Origin of the sequence: Pseudofrankia saprophytica (assembly GCF_000235425.2) — a bacterium.
In the GTDB taxonomy this organism is placed as follows: domain Bacteria; phylum Actinomycetota; class Actinomycetes; order Frankiales; family Frankiaceae; genus Pseudofrankia; species Pseudofrankia saprophytica.
Genome location: NZ_KI912267.1, coordinates 1,341,261 through 1,359,189 on the forward strand (window position 1 = coordinate 1,341,261; position 17,929 = coordinate 1,359,189).

Annotated in this window: 12 protein-coding genes; 4 read left to right on the forward strand and 8 right to left on the reverse strand. The window is 66.8% G+C overall.

Translation table 11 applies throughout. The features are described from left to right. Nucleotides 1–311: 311 nt before the first annotated feature. The 4 genes from FRCN3DRAFT_RS52385 to FRCN3DRAFT_RS56910 all read right to left on the reverse strand — a co-directional run bounded on the left by FRCN3DRAFT_RS52385 (nucleotide 312) and on the right by FRCN3DRAFT_RS56910 (nucleotide 8,726). Nucleotides 312–3,386, reverse strand: coding sequence for a tetratricopeptide repeat protein (locus FRCN3DRAFT_RS52385; protein ID WP_198536217.1), 3,075 nt, complete (start codon nucleotides 3,384–3,386; stop codon nucleotides 312–314). Between the two features lie 2,192 nt (nucleotides 3,387–5,578). Next, nucleotides 5,579–6,223 (reverse strand): HNH endonuclease, encoded by a 645-nt coding sequence (locus FRCN3DRAFT_RS52390; protein WP_035931224.1) that lies wholly within the window; start codon nucleotides 6,221–6,223, stop codon nucleotides 5,579–5,581. 680 nt (nucleotides 6,224–6,903) lie between these two features. Next, a complete protein-coding gene (locus FRCN3DRAFT_RS0240135) occupies nucleotides 6,904–8,250 on the reverse strand; it encodes a tyrosine-type recombinase/integrase (protein WP_007506796.1) in 1,347 nt (448 codons plus the stop codon). Beyond that, the gene (locus FRCN3DRAFT_RS56910) at nucleotides 8,235–8,726 is read right to left on the reverse strand and encodes a hypothetical protein (protein ID WP_232794407.1); all 492 of its coding nucleotides are present in this window, start codon (nucleotides 8,724–8,726) and stop codon (nucleotides 8,235–8,237) included. The genes FRCN3DRAFT_RS0240135 and FRCN3DRAFT_RS56910 overlap by 16 nt, the downstream gene beginning before the upstream one ends. A gap of 110 nt (nucleotides 8,727–8,836) precedes the next feature. Here FRCN3DRAFT_RS56910 and FRCN3DRAFT_RS48650 point away from each other — a divergent pair, with 110 nt between their 5' ends. Next, entirely contained in the window at nucleotides 8,837–9,538 is a 702-nt protein-coding gene (locus FRCN3DRAFT_RS48650; RefSeq protein WP_007506799.1) for a hypothetical protein, read from the forward strand. A gap of 24 nt (nucleotides 9,539–9,562) precedes the next feature. Here FRCN3DRAFT_RS48650 and FRCN3DRAFT_RS0240145 read toward each other — a convergent pair whose 3' ends face one another. Then, nucleotides 9,563–11,200 (reverse strand): TerD family protein, encoded by a 1,638-nt coding sequence (locus tag FRCN3DRAFT_RS0240145; protein ID WP_007506800.1) that lies wholly within the window; start codon nucleotides 11,198–11,200, stop codon nucleotides 9,563–9,565. A 500-nt stretch (nucleotides 11,201–11,700) separates the two neighbouring features. Further along, the gene (locus tag FRCN3DRAFT_RS48655) at nucleotides 11,701–13,086 is read right to left on the reverse strand and encodes an NsdA family TPR-like regulatory protein (RefSeq protein WP_007506801.1); all 1,386 of its coding nucleotides are present in this window, start codon (nucleotides 13,084–13,086) and stop codon (nucleotides 11,701–11,703) included. Between the two features lie 328 nt (nucleotides 13,087–13,414). Between FRCN3DRAFT_RS48655 and FRCN3DRAFT_RS48660 the strand changes: the two genes are divergently transcribed. The 3 genes from FRCN3DRAFT_RS48660 to FRCN3DRAFT_RS48670 all read left to right on the forward strand — a co-directional run bounded on the left by FRCN3DRAFT_RS48660 (nucleotide 13,415) and on the right by FRCN3DRAFT_RS48670 (nucleotide 14,971). Next, entirely contained in the window at nucleotides 13,415–13,912 is a 498-nt protein-coding gene (locus FRCN3DRAFT_RS48660; RefSeq protein WP_007506802.1) for a hypothetical protein, read from the forward strand. A 136-nt stretch (nucleotides 13,913–14,048) separates the two neighbouring features. Next, complete coding sequence (locus tag FRCN3DRAFT_RS57515; protein WP_051467495.1) at nucleotides 14,049–14,489, forward strand: hypothetical protein; 441 nt, start codon at nucleotides 14,049–14,051, stop codon at nucleotides 14,487–14,489. A gap of 11 nt (nucleotides 14,490–14,500) precedes the next feature. Beyond that, nucleotides 14,501–14,971, forward strand: a complete 471-nt coding sequence (locus FRCN3DRAFT_RS48670) for a hypothetical protein (protein WP_007506804.1) — start codon at nucleotides 14,501–14,503, stop codon at nucleotides 14,969–14,971. 371 nt (nucleotides 14,972–15,342) lie between these two features. On the opposite strand, the gene FRCN3DRAFT_RS0240170 is transcribed toward FRCN3DRAFT_RS48670, so the two are convergent. After that, a complete protein-coding gene (locus FRCN3DRAFT_RS0240170) occupies nucleotides 15,343–15,990 on the reverse strand; it encodes an HAD family hydrolase (protein ID WP_007506805.1) in 648 nt (215 codons plus the stop codon). A 1,691-nt stretch (nucleotides 15,991–17,681) separates the two neighbouring features. After that, the gene (locus FRCN3DRAFT_RS52400) at nucleotides 17,682–17,927 is read right to left on the reverse strand and encodes a DUF2283 domain-containing protein (protein WP_007506809.1); all 246 of its coding nucleotides are present in this window, start codon (nucleotides 17,925–17,927) and stop codon (nucleotides 17,682–17,684) included. Nucleotides 17,928–17,929 lie beyond the last annotated feature (2 nt).

The following is a 17,929-nucleotide window of genomic DNA, read 5'->3' on the forward strand; positions in this document are numbered from 1 at the left end:
ACCAGCCACTACACAGCCGCCGCCGCCTGACACTGGACCCCGACCGCGTACCCGAGCCCACGAATTACAACGAACGACGACGAACACCCAGTAGGCACCGCGCACCAGTCACGCAGGCGCCATGGATCAGCACTGACATGAGCGGATGGCGCTGGTGTAGCCAACCGTGTGGCCCAGCCGGCGGACCGGAGCGGACGGCGGTGGACGACGGCAGAATCGATCACCATCCCAGACCGAGGCAGCGGACGCCTACGGACGTCGGTGGACGACCCGGACCGACTTTGCAAGGCCGAGCTCCGAGGTCAAAACACCTATTGTCGCCTTTGCTGGGACAACATGGTTCCGAGATTGTTTAACGAACCGGCAAGATAGTTACTGAAAGCAGCAGGGTTCGAAGCGGCCAGTTGAGAATAGATCTCTACAGCCTCTTTTGTGGCGATTAGTGCTTCCTCTAGCCGTCCTAGTTCCCACAGCTTGGCGCCGAGATTATTTAGTGAACTGGCAAGGTAGTTGCGGAAAGCGGCAGGGTTAGTTGCGGCCAGCCGGCGACGGATATCCAACGACTGCTCAACGGCAGCGAGTGCTTCTGCCGGCCTACCCGCGCTTGAAAGATGTGTGCCCAGGTTGTTTAGGGAACTGGCGAGGTCCGGTTCGAACGCGGCCGGATTTGCTACGGCCAGTCGGCGATGGATCTTCACCGCCTCTTCGGCGGCGGTTAGTGACTCCTCCAAACGCTCCATGCCCGAAAGCGCAATACCGAGATGGCTCAGGGTGCTGGCCAATTTAGATTCGAATGCAGCAGGGTTAACAGCGGCCAGTCGACAGTAGATGTCAACAGCTTCTTCGGTAGCGGCCAGCGCTTCCTCCATCCGGCCCAATATAGACAGCCTGACACCCCGGCCGTCGAGCGAAGCGGCAAGGCCGGTCTCGAACGCTCCTGGGTTGTCCACTGCGAGCCGGCGATAGATTTCTACGGCCTCGTCGGTCGCGGCTAATGCCTCTTCCCACTGCCCTAACTCCGACAGCCAAATTCCACGGTTGTTCAACGCGCCGGCGAGGCCAGACTGAAACATGGCCGGGTTGGCAGCGAACAGCTCGCGGTAGATCACTACAGATTCCTCGGTTGCGGTCAGCGCCTCCTTTCGTTTCCCAGCGTGAGACAGATGTGTGCCAAGGTTATTAAGCGAACCGGCGAGGTCGGATTGAAACGCGGCTGGGTTCGTGGCGACCAGCCCTCGGTAGATCTCTACAGATTCTTCGGTAGCGGTGAGCGCTTGGTCCCGTCGTCCCACATCGGATAGCCAGGCGCCAAGGTTGTTAAGCGTGCGGGCGAGGTGGTGGCTGAAGACAGCCGGCCTAGTGGCGGCCAGCCGGCGATATATCTCTACAACTTCTTCAACAGTGGCCACCGCCTTCTCACGCAGTCCCAGAGCCGACAACCGGGCGCCGAGGTTCCCCAAAATGCGGACCAGATCCGCTTCGAAGACGGCTGGGGCGGCAATGGCCAGCCTGCGGTAGATCTCCGCAGCGTCCTCAGCGGCGGTTAGTGCCTCGTCCCACCGTCCTATGTCCGAAAGTGCAATTCCTAGGTTGTCAAGGGAAATGCCGAGGTCGGGCTCGAAAGCGGCTTGGTTAGCCATAGCCAGCCGGCGACGGATTTCCACGGCCTCTTCTGCGGCAGCCAACGCCTCCTCCCGCTGCCCCAAATCAGACAGCTTGACACCCAAGTTGTTCAGCGAGCCAGCGAGGTCGGGTTCGAATGCGGCAGGGTTGTCGACGGCCAGCCTGCGGTAGATCTCCTCAGCGCTTTTGATAGCGGCCAGTGCGTCACCCCGGAGCCCTAGATCCGATAGTCCGATTCCGAGGTTGTTCAGCGAACTGGCTAGTTCGGATTCAAATGCGACAGGGTTAGCCGCGGCTAGCCGGCGCCACGTCTGCACCGCTTCTTCAGCAGCGGCCAGCGCCTCCTCTCGCCGACCCACAGCTGACAACCGAGCACCAAGGCTTCTCACCGCGCGGGCGAGGTGCGGTTCGAACACGGCAGGGTTAGCCGTAGCTAGCCGGCGCCACGTCTGCACCGCTTCTTCAGCAGCTGCTAGCGCCTCCTCTCGACGCCCGACGCCCGACAGCCCGATTCCGAGGCTACTTAGCGCATGGGCGAGGCGCGGTTCGAACGTGATCGAATTCGTCTCAGCAAGCCCGCGACAGATATATACGGTCTCTTCTATTGCGGCCAGTGATTCTTCCCGCCGCCCGGCACGCTGGAGCCGCCAAGCGACCTTTTCGAATAAGGGCACGCGCCCGGCCGGGTCGGCAGTTGTGGACAAACGATAGGAATGCAGACGCGTGGCGACAGCGGCAATACCTACATCAAGATCAACGTCCGGATAATCAGGAAAAAAACGCTCCAGCGCCACAAGCACGTCAGAACCAATTTTATCCCAAGTCGCCAAGGTAGTAAGTGCGGGGCCGCCTGCCAGTATTGCCAGGTTGGGGTTGTCTCGTAGAAGGGTATTGAGGTGCTCACCGACATGCGGCCAGCGTTTCGCAGCCTCCACGAGGACCGTTAACCCGCGGCCTAGCCACACCGGGCCGGGTTCGACGGACCCGGCTTGCAACAGCTGGGACAACGCTGACAACGCCCACGGATCTGAATACTCAGTGCTGGATTCGCCAGGCATTAGCAATGCGAGAAAATCTTCTCCCAGACGATCCGGATATAGCGGTTCCAGTACCAAAGATTGATCTGCTGGCGGATAGCAAACCGCATGATCTGCTAGAATTTGCCCCGCAGTTTCCGGCGATGAAACTATGCCGACCTGGCTAAGAACACCTACCGCGATGGTGTACGGTAGTGGACGTGTCACTGTTGCGGTGAAAACCGTGCGCCCCAGCACTTGCGGAGTGGTCAATACTCGCTGCTCGTGCTTGTCGTGAAGACGTTGCCAATGGTCCCGTTCTCGACGAAGCATATACCCAGACAGTCCAGCGGAATTATCGGGAATACTGCTTCGAGTATGCAGCGCATCGACTGCAGACAACGCCGCCATATGCACAGTTAGCACCAGCCCGTAGGCTTCGTCATTCAAGCCTGCCGGGGGCTGAACTTTCGATCTTTCCACTCCGAGTAGCTCGGCAAACCGGTCAGCCGCGGCGTTGAACAGGTCCGTCCGATTTGACTCAGAGGTCGCAATTGGTCCGAGTCGCTGATCCGATACCGCTACGTCCTGATCTTCGAGACGGTGCGCCAACGACTGCCACCACCCGCCAGCCGGCCGAGCTAGAAGCAACACTCGCACGGGAACGTCAGCAAGCATCAGCCGGTCTTGCATCAGAGCGCATAGATCAAGCAGCGGCCAACGCTCGGCATAGTCGACCAGGAGCAAAAGACCGTTGGCACCTGACAGCTCCGCCCGTTCGCCTACGAGCGTTGGCTTCTGCCTGCCCGTCCAGACGGCCCAGCCCACGGCAGCTGACTCCATGGCAAACTGTGCCGCCAACCTACTCTTCCCTTGACCCCCAGGACCGTGCAGAAGGCGTACTGCGATGTGTGCGCTGTCGTCTCTCCAAGCGGCCAGCGCCTCACGGTCTCCCGCCCTGCCGGCGAAAGGAACCAGCCGGTAGCGGACTGACAACAGCTGGCTTGGTGCAGCCGATGTAGGTGGCGACGGTGGTACCAGCGGGAAGCGCGCCAGCTCATACCCAGGCTCACGGTTGTAAAAATGCTGTTCTCGTGCCACATATAGATCACGGCCCGCGATATTGACCTGATCGCCAGATAACATCAAGCTTCCCGCTTCTCAGGCTTCAGGTCGATCTCCGTGGAAGATCTGAGCGCCTCGTTGTACTGCGTACACATCGCGGCCTGCCGTGTTGTTCTGTACCCAGGACTGATTGTCAACTGGTAGTGCCGTCTGGGTCCGCTCCACCCATGCTCGAAGCTCCTCGGCTGCCTCAGGGAACTCTGCAAGCAGATCCGCCAATCGTACCTGCCACACCGGTACCAACTCAGCCCGCAACCGCTCTCGCTCGACCCCAGACACAGCCTCCAGCGCTGCGGCATCCTCATCCAACCACTCGCCAGCCAGTTCCTCACGGCGCCGGCCCAATCGGCCGAACAGTTTCACTGCCCCATCTCTTGCAGACTCCCACGCATCCGTCGCGGCGGCGGCTACTAGCGCTCCACTCCCGGATGCTGCCAACGGAACGATCCACTCTGCTACCATCGCGACCCCCGTTGTTGACGAACCTCACCAGGCGCCACAGATCTACCACATCACAAGCCGAGGTGGTACGCCGCTCGCAGTGCGGTGTGCCGCCTCGGTGCCGGAGCGGCTTGGCTGCAAGCAACCGGACGGCCCGGTCGGTGTCAGGGCTGCGATCTGCACCGACGAACCGTGTCGAAGATCGATGCACCAAGGCATCTAGGATCTCATGAGCCGCTGGCCGATTGGACTTGAGGCCCATTAGGTGACAGCCAGTCTGACGGGCGAGCCCGCGGACGACGGGGGAAACCATGGACATCACCGAAAGATCGAAATCAAACTGCGGAGCAGAAGATTCGTGTCCGGGCCGGCGCGCGCTATCGGTATCGGATCCGAGGTGGCACAGCCGTCGGGTGCATGCGCGCTACTGAACCCAAGCGTGTAGCCGAGCCGGCGGACGTCTCTGGACGATGGCGGACGTCGTCGGAATCGCGGGGCTGATCTCGCCGACCGTATGGACAGCTGTGGACGTCGGTGGACGACTCGCCCTCTCCTCTTAGCCGCGATTTTAGGACGAGTAGCTGTGCCGTTTCCGTTCCTCGGCGCTGGCGCGCCTGCGGTACGGGTCGACTTGCCCACGGAGATCTTGTCGACTGGCCGTAGGTGGTACAGAGTCGGAGGTCGATGGCGATCATGCCCCGCGTTGGCCGCAGCTCCGGCCGATGGCAGCCAGGTTGGCAGCCAAGCCGGCAGGTGGCAGCGGACGAGTGTGGACGCCTACGGAACCCGGCGCCCGTCAGACCTGGACCAACGGACGTCGGTGGACGGATACAGACGAGTACTCGGGAATCTCATAATCCTCCGGTCGTGGGTTCGAGCCCCACCCGCCCCACCGCGATTCCCGTTCTGGCAGGTCAACGGGCCGAAGTGGATCAGACTGCGTCTTTGGCTGCTTCTGGCAGCCACCGCCCTGGCCTTGGCTTCAAGGGTCTATCTGATCCATGACCAGGCAATACGCGAGTCCTGAGTCCCGGACAGCGCTGGCACAGCGGGGTAGTCGTAAAGATCGCCAAGGACCGCTTCGAACGTCAAGTCGACCCTGACGGAGTGCTCCCACCGAGGAGGACCCTCGGCGTTTTGCCTCCGCCCGCCGCGAGCCACGCGCAAGTCCGCCCAAGCCGGCGCCGCTGGCGGGACGAAGCACGGCGCCGTGCTCGCCGCCATGGAGGAAGGGCGTGAGGCGGTGGCCGCCGTGGTCATATCGTTGCTGCTGGGTGTATTTCGATGGTGACTCTAACGAGGGAGGGACGGCCAGGTGACTCGCCGACGATCTGACGCGGCAGGCGCCTGATCGGCCGCCCGCACATACGGTATTAGGCGACCGCGCCAGCGATCCGATCATTGTGGTAGGCGAGACTCTCGTCGGAAATATAGTGGCCGGCAGCTGGGCGAATGCTCGCACGGTCGAGGCGTATAGCGCCATAGTCGCACAGGGCATGGTGATTCGGACAGAGTACGATGATATTCGAAGCGATATCCGGGCCATTGTGCTTCCCGCCGAGCGGGATAATGTGGTGCGCCTCGGAGTATGTCTGAGACGGCGATACCCAGAGCGCTTCACCGCACAACTGGCACCGGTCCCTGTGCAGTAGTTTTACTTCACGGGCGAGTGGCGTATCGCGCAGGACCCGGTAGGTCAATTGTTTCGCGCGCACTGGCACGAGGTTCCCAACCAGAAGATCGATCCGAAGGTCGACGGCGGCGGGTGTCTCAGTGACAGCCGACCGTAGGCCCCACACACCGCGCCCAAGACCTTGCACTGAGAAGAACAGATCCTCATGGTGCTTGAAGCCGGCCGAGTCAGACGACCGATCCTCCACGACCCGTCGAACAACATCTTTCCAGGTCCGCGGCAGATTCGGCCGCAGCTTGGCCACCTCCGCGTAGATGTCGCTGTACGTGCCCGATCCGCCGAGCCTCTCCAAGGCAGTCACGATGTCTTCAGCCCACGTCGCCACACGACCACGCTAGCGATGCCCTCCCGTGCGCCTCGCGGCGGCATGGAGGCCAACGTGGCCGCCCGGCTGCCCCGCATTGCGGCCATCTCGACCGAAAGAGGCAAGGCCCGCTGCCAGCCAGTCAGCAGAGGAGGCGCTGGACGGCGGCAGACACCGGGAGACTGCCATCCCCGCCTCCGTCTGCCCAACTACGCCAGGACCGCCTATGGAGCGCGACGACAGTCGCACCAATAATCGCGATCTACGCCTAGATCCGCGATCTCCATCACATGTCTCGCACTTCGCCTACCTCCGTACAGCGGAGTATTCGACGCTCCACGGTCGCGCGCGACCTGCATCGATCCAGCTCAGCACACCGCATAGCCGGATAGTCCTCATAATCCTCCGGTCGTGGGTTCGAGCCCCACCCGCCCCACAGGCCCCCGACCTGCATGTTCTCATCAGGGCACGGGGCTTCGCATAGAACGAAAAGGCCTTCGGAGGCCGTTCCGGGTACGAACCGGGTACGTTGCGACTGCAACTACCTTGAGCCCCTCCGCTGCCAGCTACGTTGCGTAGCCGCCATGCTGGTGCGGAGCCCGCCGCCGACATCGCTGTCCGGGCACGACCTATCCCGTATCCACATGGAACGAGGACGCGCGGGGTTTTCTACGTAGGAGTTTTCCGGCGCGCCACGCCGGTCACAGGCCGAGGTCGGGTCCGTCGAGTTCTGGCCCATCGTGGTCGGGGGGCGGGTCGTGGTCGAGTTCGTCCCAGCCGGCGGGACGGCGGGTGCGTGGAACGATTCTGGCGGCGGCTTCCGCGGCTTCCCGCCTGGTTTCCTCGAACAGGGTGGTGTAGACGTCGCCGGTGATCTGGATCGAGGAGTGGCCGAGCAGGTCGGAGACGGCCTTCATGTCGCGGGTGGCGCGATAGACGATGCTGGCCGCGTGATGACGCAGGTCGTGTAGCCGTGTCGGTGGCAGGGGGCGGTTGTCGAGCGCGACCTGGATCGCGGCGGCGGGCATGCGGTGGCGGCCTGCCAGGTAGTCGACACTCCAGCCTCGGTCGAGATGTTCGCGGCGGATCGTGGTGTAGCGGGCGACGAGACGGTCGAAACGCTGGCTGACCCCGTCCGGGCTCAACGCGCGGCCGTCGGGATGGGTGAACACCCGGCCGCTGTCGATCCATCTGTCGCCGGCAGTGGCGCGTTCCGCCGCCTGGCGGTGCCTCCAGATCCGCAGCACCCTGACCGTCACGTGGTCGAGGGTGACCAGCCGATCGCTGGCCTCGCTCTTGGTTTCGTCGTACTCGTCGTCCTCCTCAAGGCCCTCCCCGCCGGTGTCCGGGTCGTTCTCCAGGATGTAGGCACTGCCGGCCGCCAGGTCGACCTCCGCCCAGCCCAGCGCGACAGCCTCACCACGGCGCAGGCCACGCTGGGAGATGAGGTGCCACAGCGCGTAGAGCCGGTCGTCGGCGACGAAGTCCAGGAACGCCCCTGTCTGCGCCGGCGTCCACACCATCACCTTCGACGGGCGCCGGCCGCTGTGTTCCCACGCCGCGACCCGCGGCGCGGTCCACAACAACGCACGCTGGCGACGGGGCCTGGGCCGCTCGGCGTACTGCGCCGGGTTCGCCCGCAACGGCACATTCGGGCGGCGCACACCCGCGTTCAGCGCGCTCATCGCGGTCGCGTGCACCAGCTTGATCGCCGCCGCGCTGAGCGGACGGCGATACTGCGGCCTGTCCCTACGGACCTCCAGCAATCGCGCGAGCAGGAACGACGGCCGCTGACCCTTCAGATCACGACCGATCAGACGCATCGCCTTGTACAGCTCATCGAAATGGTCGTCCCGCAGCTCCGTCAGCCGCAGGTATCCCAGGCCGGGCTTCAGGTAGAGCCTGATGTGGTTCTCATAGCCGCGGCGGGTGGTCGGCTTCAGGCTCGTCTTGCTCGCGATCCACCAGTCGAGGTATTCACCGAAGGTCTGATCCTTGCCATCGACGCTCGGCCTACCCAGATTGAGCCCGCTCAGCGAATCCGCCAACGCTTGCCCAGCCTCGGTCTCTGTCCGGAAAGGACCGCCACCGGCCGTGCGCCGCCGGCCGTCAGGCCTGGCGGGATGTCGTGCCGGTACCACCAGCCCCCATGATCGGAACGGGTGGATTTCGGGCCGCTCTTCCCGAGCTCCTTACCGGTGACCGGGTCGGTGCAGTGACACCGCTTGAAAACCGTACCCTTCACCGGACAACACCCCGCGTCACCCAGGTCCGGACGGGCCACTGACTCGAGCCTCGACGACCCGGGCGTGACCGGTCGAAGAAAGACCGGTCGGTCGTGATGAAAGAAGAGGTCATAACCGGCACGCTCAACACCGGAGACATCGCGACAGCCATCGTCACAGCCCTCGCCATTGCCATCCTCGCAAGCCACGTCTTCGCCAGCCATCGCTCTCACGGCGACGGCGCACACGTCACCGCCCCATCGCCGGAGGCCGAGACCAGGTTCCGCGAGGTCGCGCACCTGGAGGCCCCGCCCGAGCACCGCGCCGAGGCCAGGAACAACAGCTCTCGAGCACGCGGTTGCCCGCCGTGCTTCGACCGGACGGCGCAACGTGCAGGACGATCAGATGCATGGCTGTACCGAGATCCGGTGTCAACGCGATCGACGTCGGCGGGGCCCCGATGCTTCTCACCGTGACCGGTGGTGGCGACGCGATCCATCTCGCTCGCACCGCCGACTCGTCGTCACCCGGCCAAAGCGCGGTCCCCGACTTCTACTTCGACACGTCACGACGGTGGGACTCGACCGCGGTCGCCAACTACACCGCGGCCGAGCTCCTGGCGCCCCGCTGGGCCGAGACAACGCTGTGCGGCAGGGTCTGGGCTGTCATGGCCGGCGGGGAGGGCGGGCCGCTGCGTGAGGATGGCGAGGTCGCGTTCGCACCTACCTGCCGCCGCTGCCTCACGCTGATCGACCGCTACTACCCGAAGCCCCCCGCAGACCCCAGGTTCTCACTGGTCGCACAGCTCGCGGCCGATGTCGTCTGCGAACAGGGATTCGCGGAGGTACGCGGCGTTCCAGGCGACCAGCAGACGGAACTGCGGAAGGAGATCCGGAAACTGGTACGCGACAGAACCGGTCACACCACCAAGACGTTCTGCCGGGACAGCACCGTCTACATAGAATGCCGCGAAGTGTACAGCCAACACGCCGCAGAACACGCCCGCGCCGGGGCCGAAGCCATCAGCGAGTATCTTGCCGCTGACGGCGAACCCCGCCCACGAAGGCCCGCCGACTGGGTTGTCTCCTGGGAAACCTGGAACGTCGACTGAACCGACCAAGGTCGGCGGGCAGGGTCAGATGCGAGCGCCCTTTTCCAGGTTGCAGCGGCGGCAGAGGAGCTGGAGGTTGTTGACACTGGTCGCGCCGCCGAGGCTGTGAGGGATGACGTGGTCGAATTCCAGGTACTCGGTCGCGTGGCACTGCGCGCAGGCGCCGCCGTCTCGTTGCCAGACGGCGGCCTTGACGTCGGGTGGGATCGAGCGGGTGTCTCTTTGGCCTGGGGCGAGGACGAGGCGTTTGGCGACCCGGAGCGTGCCCGCGAGTACGGCGGCGGCGTACTCCGGGTCGGACAGCAGATAGATACCGCCGCTGCGGGTGGACGTCGAGATATCGACCCCGCCGCGGCTCGGTGTGACCGCGAGGATCTTCGCCCAGGCCGTTTCGGAGCCGCCGGTGCCTGGCGAGATGCAACGCAGCTTCTTGTTCGAGGCGACGAGTCGGCCGGGGGTCTGGCGTGGACCGGAGGCGAGATGGCGGACGTGGGTCGCGGGCATGTCCAGGTGCAGGATCTCGTCCATCTCCAGGTGTAGGGACGGGTTCTGGATCCGGGGCAGGTCGCCTTCCAGGCAGGCCGAGAGCGCCCGGCCCCGTTCGAGCCGGGCGCGCATCCGGTCCACGGCCTTGTCGTGGATGTTCAGGACGGTGACGGCGGCGTGGAAGGCGGCCAGCTCGTGCTGTTCGATGACGCCGTCGGCGAAGGCGAACGCGACAACACGTTCCAGGTGAGCCAGGCCCGCCTTCCGGACGACGTCCTGGGCGCGGCTTTCGGGCACTCGTTGGAATCGCAGCTCTGTCCACAGCCGGTCCAGCGCCGGCCGGGACGCGCCCTCCCGCGCGAGCACGTCGGCGAGCTGGTACTGCCATTGCGCCAGTACTCCGCGGATACGGGCCTCGCAGTCCGCGCACCGCGCCGTGCCCAACCCAAGCCGCTTGCGCTTGGTCGCGCCGCAGCCGCCGCAGGTGGATTCGGTCTCCCGCCATGTCGGCGCGTGGTGCTCGGTCCAGCTGGTGCCGTCCCACCAACGCAGCGCCGCCGGGTCCGCCGGGTCGGGATACCAGTCAGCTCGCGACCCCGCGGCCGGGGCTGGGACGGCCGGCCGGCTGCGCCCGACCGGGCTTGGGGCGGCCGTGTCCTGTGGCGCGGGGTCGGGTTCGTCGTCGACCTGGATGCCGTAGCTGGTGGCGAGGCCCGCGAGGCCGCTGTCCCAGCCCTGCCCGCCCGCCCGGAACTTCCACCCGCCGCCGCGTCGGTAGAGCTCACCGAACACCATCGTGGTCACCGGCTGCGCCCGGTTCGGCGCGAAATGAGCCAGTAAGCCGCCTGGCTCAGCCAGGATGTTGACCCGCAGCTCGGAGATCTCAAGGAAGGCACCGGTGTCGACCGACCCGGCGAGCACGATCGTCTCAATGTCGGGTTCGACGTCAGGCAGAGAGGCCGTGAACGAACCGGCGCTGACCCGGACAGCGCCGGACGGGTGAACGGGCTGGTTGAAGAAGACCAAGTCCGCGTCAGAGCGCACCTTGCCGGTACCGGCCACCAGGACCGCGCACACGTCGATCTCCGGCCCGTCGCGCCGTTCCAGTTCCAGCCGCACCGGCCGAGTCGGCACCTCCATGTTCGCGCCGGCGCTCAGGCTCAGGGCAACGGCCATCGGAACTCCCCCAGTTCTCGGTTGCTCGGCGTCCGCCACCCGCGATACGCCGTCGGCAGTATGCAACCCCCGGGCGGGAATCCGAAACCTGCCCGTCATTCTGCCGAACCGCGGATGTCCTCCCGGCCAGCCCCCGGTCGGCAGGCAGCAAGAAGCGGGATGGGATTCGAGGTTGACCTTCCCAGCGAGCCAGTCGTCGAGGTACTGCGCGACTGTCAGGCTGGCGGTATCCCAACCCGGAGCCCAGCGTTCAGCGCCGCGAGGGAATCCATCAGAGGTCATCCCCGACGACGTCGTGGTGGCATCGCCGAGGCCATCGTGACCGGCATCCGGCCAGCCATCGAGGGCACACGGTCCTCCGACCGCGCATCGCGATGATCACAGGCGACCCGTGGCCGGACGTCGCCGGTCGCGGTGCCGCACGAGAGTCACGAGATCCTCAGGCCGGTCGCCGGGTTGACCGGGGTTATACAGCGATCATCCAGCTCTAGATCATTGCGTCAGATGGCTGCTTTCTGGCCCGTGGGTAGGGCGAGGGCGGGCAGGCGCTCGCCGAGATCCCGGACGGCTGGTAGGCGGGTCCAGTCCGGGTTGGCCGTCAGCCGGCGGTAGATCTCCCGGGCGCGGGTGGTCGTGCGGGGGTGGTCGTTGCCGGCCGCTGCGTGCAGCGCGTGCTCGACGGCGCCTGCGGCCTGTTCCGGGTCCGGCACCGGACGCCGGATGAAGGCACGTGCGAGGGCGAGGTGGGTTCCGGCGAGTTGGACGTACCGGCCTGTCTGTCGCAGGAGGGTGAGGGAGTTCCGGCCGTGGGGTTCGGCTTCGTCGCCGCGGTGGAGGTAGCCGAGGGTGACGGCGCTGAAGGCCTCGTAGGTTTCTTCGTCGCCGGGCTCGGGGCCTGGTAGCGGCGGTCCGGTCCAGATGTTGTCGCGCATGGTCCGCAGTGCGGTGAGTGCGCCGTCGGCGTCGCCGGTCTGCGCGAGTGCGCGGGCCAGTGAGCTGGCCAGCGTCGGCACGATGTAGGAGTGCGCTCCGGGCTGGGCCCGGCGGGCGATGTCCGCGGCGGTTGTGAACTCGCCGGCGAAGAAGGCCAGTGCCGAGCGGATCACGGCGACTGATCCGGTCAGCAGGCTGTCTCGGGCGGCCTCGGCGTGCTGGCCAGCCAGTACGAGGAACGTCAGCGCCGTTTGGTCGTCACCCATGTCGAAGGCCAGATGGCCGCGGTAGAAGGCGTACTGACCGGCGACGAGTTCCAGGTCGGTGCGGGTGGGGCCGGTGACGCGGCTGTCCAGGAGGGCTTCGGCGGTGGTCCAGGCCTGTTCGATTGGGGCGACCAGGTCGGCGTGCGGGGTGGTGGCGTAGCGGGTCGTCAGTTGGTGGATGCCATGTTGGAGTTGGGCGAGGGTGAGCGGGTCGGGTGTCGAAGCGGCGATCGCGCGGGAGATACGGGCTGCCTGACTGACCGGCCCGAGCGCGGTCGCGGACGTGGTGAGCAGCAGGCCGGTGGCCAGCAGGTCGCGGCGGTCCACGAGAGTCACCACCTCCTCGTCGGCGCAGAGATCTCCATCGTCGCTCCCGCCGGCGGGCGTGGTCCGCGAATCGGGCAGGCCCGCCGGATCCAGGAGATGTCCGCTGGGCGGCGCGAGCAGGGCTACGGCGGGGCTGTCGAACATGGCTTCGAGGACGCGGCAGGACGCGGGGTGTGGGAGTGAGGGCAGGCGGCCGGCGACCCAGCGGGTTGCCTGGCGGTGGCTGATGGCGTGGTCGCGGCGGTCGGGGCCGGAGCAGCGGCCGGCACGGTTGAACTGGCGGACGAACTCCTCCACGGTCCAGTGCCGTTCGGTGAGTAGGTGGGCGAGCAGGGTTCGGGGGACGGTGGCCGAGGGCATGGGGCGCCTCCCACATGGGCGGGTCGAACCGGGCAACCCTCACGATCCGCACCAGCTGGCGCGTTGTCACGGCACCACAGCGCGCCGTGTCGAGACGTCGGTGAGAAGTCCACCGGACGGCATCCGAACGGCACCGGCGCGTCCCGCCGGTGGCGTGCTGATGACCTGGTCGCAGCCGTCTCGGGCAGGGCGGCGGCGTGTCTTCATGGGTCGTGGAGGTGTCGCTGGGAACGACGATTCGGCACGGTGATCGTGGCGAGCGCGGGCCCGACTGGCGGCCACCCCATGCGGCCAGTCAGACCCGCCCACGCGACGGTCGGAGGCCCCGATGCACGTGTTGATCGATATTGACGGTGGGCCGGGTTTCCTGGACGCCGTCGATCTGAAGCCGTTCCCGTTGTCTGCCAGGCCCGGGGTGGTGCTCGACCGGCCGGGCGGAGCGGGCCCGGTATTCGTGGCGTCGCATCCGTTCCCGCCGGAAAGCGCGGCCCGGTCGCTGGCCGCGATGCGCGGGGAACGGGTGCTGGTCTGCTGCCCGTCGCCTGTCTCGCCGGCGCTGACCCGGCTGGCCCTAGCCGTCGGCCGCATCCTCGCCGCCACGCGCGAGGCCGGCGCGCACGGCCCACTGCCGGTGGTGCTCTGCCCGATCCGGCCGCACTGCGCCTGGCAGTCCAGTGGGGTCGCCGTGCCGCACCTGGTATCGGTCGTGACCGACGAGGCGGTGCAACTGCGGGTCACCTGGGAGATCACCGATCACGACCGGATCCTCGGCTGGCTTGCTGGCGCGACCCCGGTAAGTGCGCCGTCCACGGCGGTCGCGGCGTGACGCCGATACAGACGGTCCCTGCCGACCGCCGATCGGCAGGGGCAACGCCGATGGCGACGCCTCCGCCTAGCACTGCCGCCGCTGGCCGAGGTGGTGGGAGGACTGGGCCGCGGTCGCTCGGGCGCTCAACATGCGGATGGCGCTGCGTCGGACGGGCCAGCGCCAGCTCGCCGAGGTGTCGGGGATCTCGGTGGCGACGATCCGGCTCCTCCAACGCGGCGCGGGCGGGCGTCGGGCCCGTGACGAGACCTTGGCCGCGCTGTCGCGGGCGCTCGACTGGCCCGCCGAGCAGTTGGTTCTCGTCCTGCTCGGCGGCGGGCCCGCTGAGGACGACCGCGCACGGCCACGGGCCGTTCGCACCGGGATCCGCCCACGGGGCCGGGCTCACCAGTCGAAGACGCGTCGATCAATAGCAGGCGGCGTGGTGGATGCGTGGCAGCCCGGCGGTCGCGTCAGCGATCGGCGGGCTCTGGCCGCCGTCGCCGAGGACCTGGCCGACGTCGCCGACCTGCTCGGCGAGGTGCTGGGCCGGCTGGCCGTCGCCACCGCCGAACAGCCGCAGGCAGACCGGCCGTGAGGAGGAACGACGTGTCCGACAGTGCGGACGAGGAACATCTTTTCGGTGTCGTCAACTTCGCCGATCCACAGCGTGCGACAGCATTGGGAGTGCATCTGCCCTTCGAATCGCCAGCGGCGGGCCATGCCTACGCGCGCCGGCACGGCCTGACGAACAGCCTCGTCAGCCCACTGGCATTCGACACCGACACGCCCGACAGCGGCGACGGCGACGGCGACGGCGACGGCCACCTCGTAGCCGCTGGCCACGGCGAGCTCGAGCGGGCAGGCGGCCCTCTGCCAGTCGTTCCCACGGGCGGCTCGAGCAGGGTACGGCTGACCGTGGACGGCGACGTCGAGGTCACATTTGCCCCCGGCGACGACGTGGCCCAGCTGACCGCTGCCCTCGCGGGTTTGCCCGCTGGGCTGCGCTTCACGGAGGCCTACGGTGACGTGGAGATCTTCCTGCGCTTTCGTCCCCTCCACCCGGCCAGGCTCAAGTAGCCAGGCGAGAACCACCACTCCGATGGGCGCGGCCGCGGCGGACCTGAGCTCTGGAGCATGTTCCGAACGGGGCGGGCGACGATGCCGCCGATGCCCGCACGCCGACCCTCGTCTGGCCCGTGCCCCGCGCGGTGACGCTCGCGAGGTCATCAGTGATGCACGAAGTCGCCACCTAGACCGGCGATGTCATGCGCGATGTCGCCTGCGATGTCCTCCGCGAGGGCTTCAGCATCTACAGGGGTCCGCTCTGGGTCGGATAATTGCTGGCCCTTGCGAGCCGGACGAGGAAGTAACCGGTGCGGAGTGACGGGGGCGGTCGCTGGAACCGAGCACCGGCAGCGCGGGTCGACGCCGGCCGTCTACACCTACGTCTAGGTCGATGGGCGGAGTAGGGCGGGGAGTTCGGTCAGGGAGTTGATGCGCCAGTCTGCGGCGTCGAGGACGGTAGGGTCGTCGGCCCACAGATGGCCGGCGGGGCCGCGACGGATGTGCGCGGTCCGCATCCCTGCTTTGCGGGCAGGGAGGATGTCCTTGTCTCGCTGGTCGCCGACGTAGACGATGTCCGGTCGGGCGGCGGGAGCGAACTGGGCGACGCGGTCGAAGAACGCCTGGTCGGGTTTGGCTGCGCCCCATTCACCCGAGGTGGCGATCGCGTCGGCCGGGAGGTTGAGGGCTCGCAGCAGCCGCGCGACCTTGGCGGTCTGATTACCGACGATCCCGACCCACAGGCCGCGTGTTCGCAGTTCGGTGAGGGCGGGGCGGACGTCGGGGTAGAGGTCGGTGTCCTCGATCGTCTCGCCGAGTCCGGCGTCCTCGCGTCGCTGCCGTTCGGTGGCGAGGTCGAAGCCGGGACGGAAGTACTGGAAGGTCTCGGCGTTGTTGCGACCGGCCGCGGTGACGGCACCGAGCACCGCCGAGAAGGTGTGCCGCGGGACACCGAGCCAGTCCGCCCACGCGCCGTACTCCCGGGTGTCGTCCAGCAGCGTCTCCCCGACGTCGAACACCACCGCCACAACCATGATCCACTCCCGTCTTGGCAGTGCCGTCATGGATGACCGTAGCCAGCAGGACGGTGGCAGACCCGGACACGGCGCTGTGATGAGCCAGCGATGCACGGCCCATCAGCCTCCACCCACCGACGCCTCGCGCGGGGATCGCTCGCAATACCGACCGCGATGCATGAGGGCGCCGTACAACCTGGCGATGTCGCGCGTGGTGTCGCTCGCAATGTCATCGGTGGTGCCCGAAAGCGCCGTCTCGATCGGCGATGTCGTACGCGATGACGTTCGCGATGTCCTCCGCGATGACCGCACTCGCGACCATCGGCGCTTCGGCGCCCGCTGGGCCCCGCCTCGCCTGGGCCGAACGGGCGGCACCGGCGTGGCGCGGGAGGGGACATCGCACCGCCGAACCCCGCCTCGGCCCGGCGACGCTTGCCGCCGGAACCGGTCGAGATTCGGCCAGGCAGGGCAGCGGCGCGAACGGCGCGCTCAACCGCGCCGCGCCGACCGCGCCCGCCGGCGCGGACCGCAGCACGGCATCGCCCGCCGCCGTGGCCCCAGCCGCAGACACCGCAGCCGAGTCCACGCAGACAAACACCAGCCGGGACCGACGCGCGGTGGTGAACGCCCACCGGCAAGACCGGCGACGGCCCGGATGGGCATCGGCCACCACACCGCGTTCGACGAGCCGAGGCTCGGGTTCGGCAGGAACCGCGCCTGCATCGGCGCGGAACGGCGGCAGCGCATAGACGTAGGACCGCCGAGTCCAAGGGCGCGACGGCAAACATGGCGCTGTGGGCCGCGCCGCCAAGCTCGCCGCACTCCTTGGACGCGCCGCCGCGCACCGAACCGGCCACATCATCCGCGCCGAGCGCGCCCATCGCGCCGTCGGCCGCGGCGCGCACCGCGCCGCCACGCGCCGTGTCTCCGCGCCAAGCGCTGCTCCGCCGCGCCGAACACACGGCCGAAGCCGCACAACGCGCCGCCACCCTCGCCTACTCCGCGCGCTCCTCGCCCCCTTTGCGCCTGCCCAGCGGGCTGAACCGGCACCAGTTGGCATGCGCGGGACGCTCCGCCCCTGGCCGACGCGGGGATGAGACTCGTGCACCTGAAAACCGCACGGGACCGTCAAACCAGCCACGCCGTCCTCGCCACCATCGAATCCACCAACGACCTCGCCGCGCTGCGCGGCACCGACTCGAGGGATTGGTAGCCGCGCGGTGGAACGAGGCCTACCGCTGTAGCGGCCCACAGGTATGCCACTCAAGGAGCGCTACACAGTCGACATGTAGGCAGCCGAATATTCACGCAGCCAACACAATCATGAACTCGCTTCTAATCGTTAGATTTGATTCAGGCCTCCACCAGAGAGTCACTCGCGGGAGCGGCTCCCCCTCAACGACCTACCTGCTGACCAGCCAACGGCCGACCGAACCTGACCCGCACGGGACGGCACGTACAACCCCACCCGGGTCACCGCCATACCCTCCGGCACCTATGGGGGTGGCGGCTCCGCCGCCACCCCCAAGGACCCTCAGCCACAGCACCTGCGGACGCCCCGGTCACAGCTCGACGTCTATGCGGCAACCATGTCAACCCGCCGCCTACTGAACGACACGCCAAGACCCGAATGTCCCGGTCCCGTCCGGTCTATCCGACCTACAGTGCGAGTTCCACATGCGAGTTTTTCTTGGAATCCGTTGAGCCGCTCAAACATCCTCCACATCGACTCGTTCCGCCGCTTCTAGCAAGTGCAGAGGAAGTTTCGAACTGGCCGCCAGCACCTCGATACCGAGGAGGCGCCCATTCTCGTCAAAGTCAAGATTAATCATTCCCCCGACTTTGACAGGATCACAGGGATACATATGCGCCACCCTCTGGCGCTCTTGCGGCTCAACGAGGTAGACGTATGCCGCATTCGCCTTTTGATCGTACGTAACTCGGACATCCACCATGG

Excerpts from the sequence above, each read along its gene's own strand:
- FRCN3DRAFT_RS57515 (WP_051467495.1), top strand. The coding sequence starts at position 14,049 with ATGGCGCTGCGTCGGACGGGCCAGCGCCAGCTCGCCGAGGTGTCGGGG.
- FRCN3DRAFT_RS48660 (WP_007506802.1), top strand. The coding sequence starts at position 13,415 with ATGCACGTGTTGATCGATATTGACGGTGGGCCGGGTTTCCTGGACGCC.
- FRCN3DRAFT_RS48655 (WP_007506801.1), bottom strand. The coding sequence starts at position 13,086 with ATGCCCTCGGCCACCGTCCCCCGAACCCTGCTCGCCCACCTACTCACC.
- FRCN3DRAFT_RS52400 (WP_007506809.1), bottom strand. The coding sequence starts at position 17,927 with ATGGTGGATGTCCGAGTTACGTACGATCAAAAGGCGAATGCGGCATAC.
- FRCN3DRAFT_RS0240170 (WP_007506805.1), bottom strand. The coding sequence starts at position 15,990 with ATGGTTGTGGCGGTGGTGTTCGACGTCGGGGAGACGCTGCTGGACGAC.
- FRCN3DRAFT_RS48650 (WP_007506799.1), top strand. The coding sequence starts at position 8,837 with ATGGCTGTACCGAGATCCGGTGTCAACGCGATCGACGTCGGCGGGGCC.
- FRCN3DRAFT_RS0240145 (WP_007506800.1), bottom strand. The coding sequence starts at position 11,200 with ATGGCCGTTGCCCTGAGCCTGAGCGCCGGCGCGAACATGGAGGTGCCG.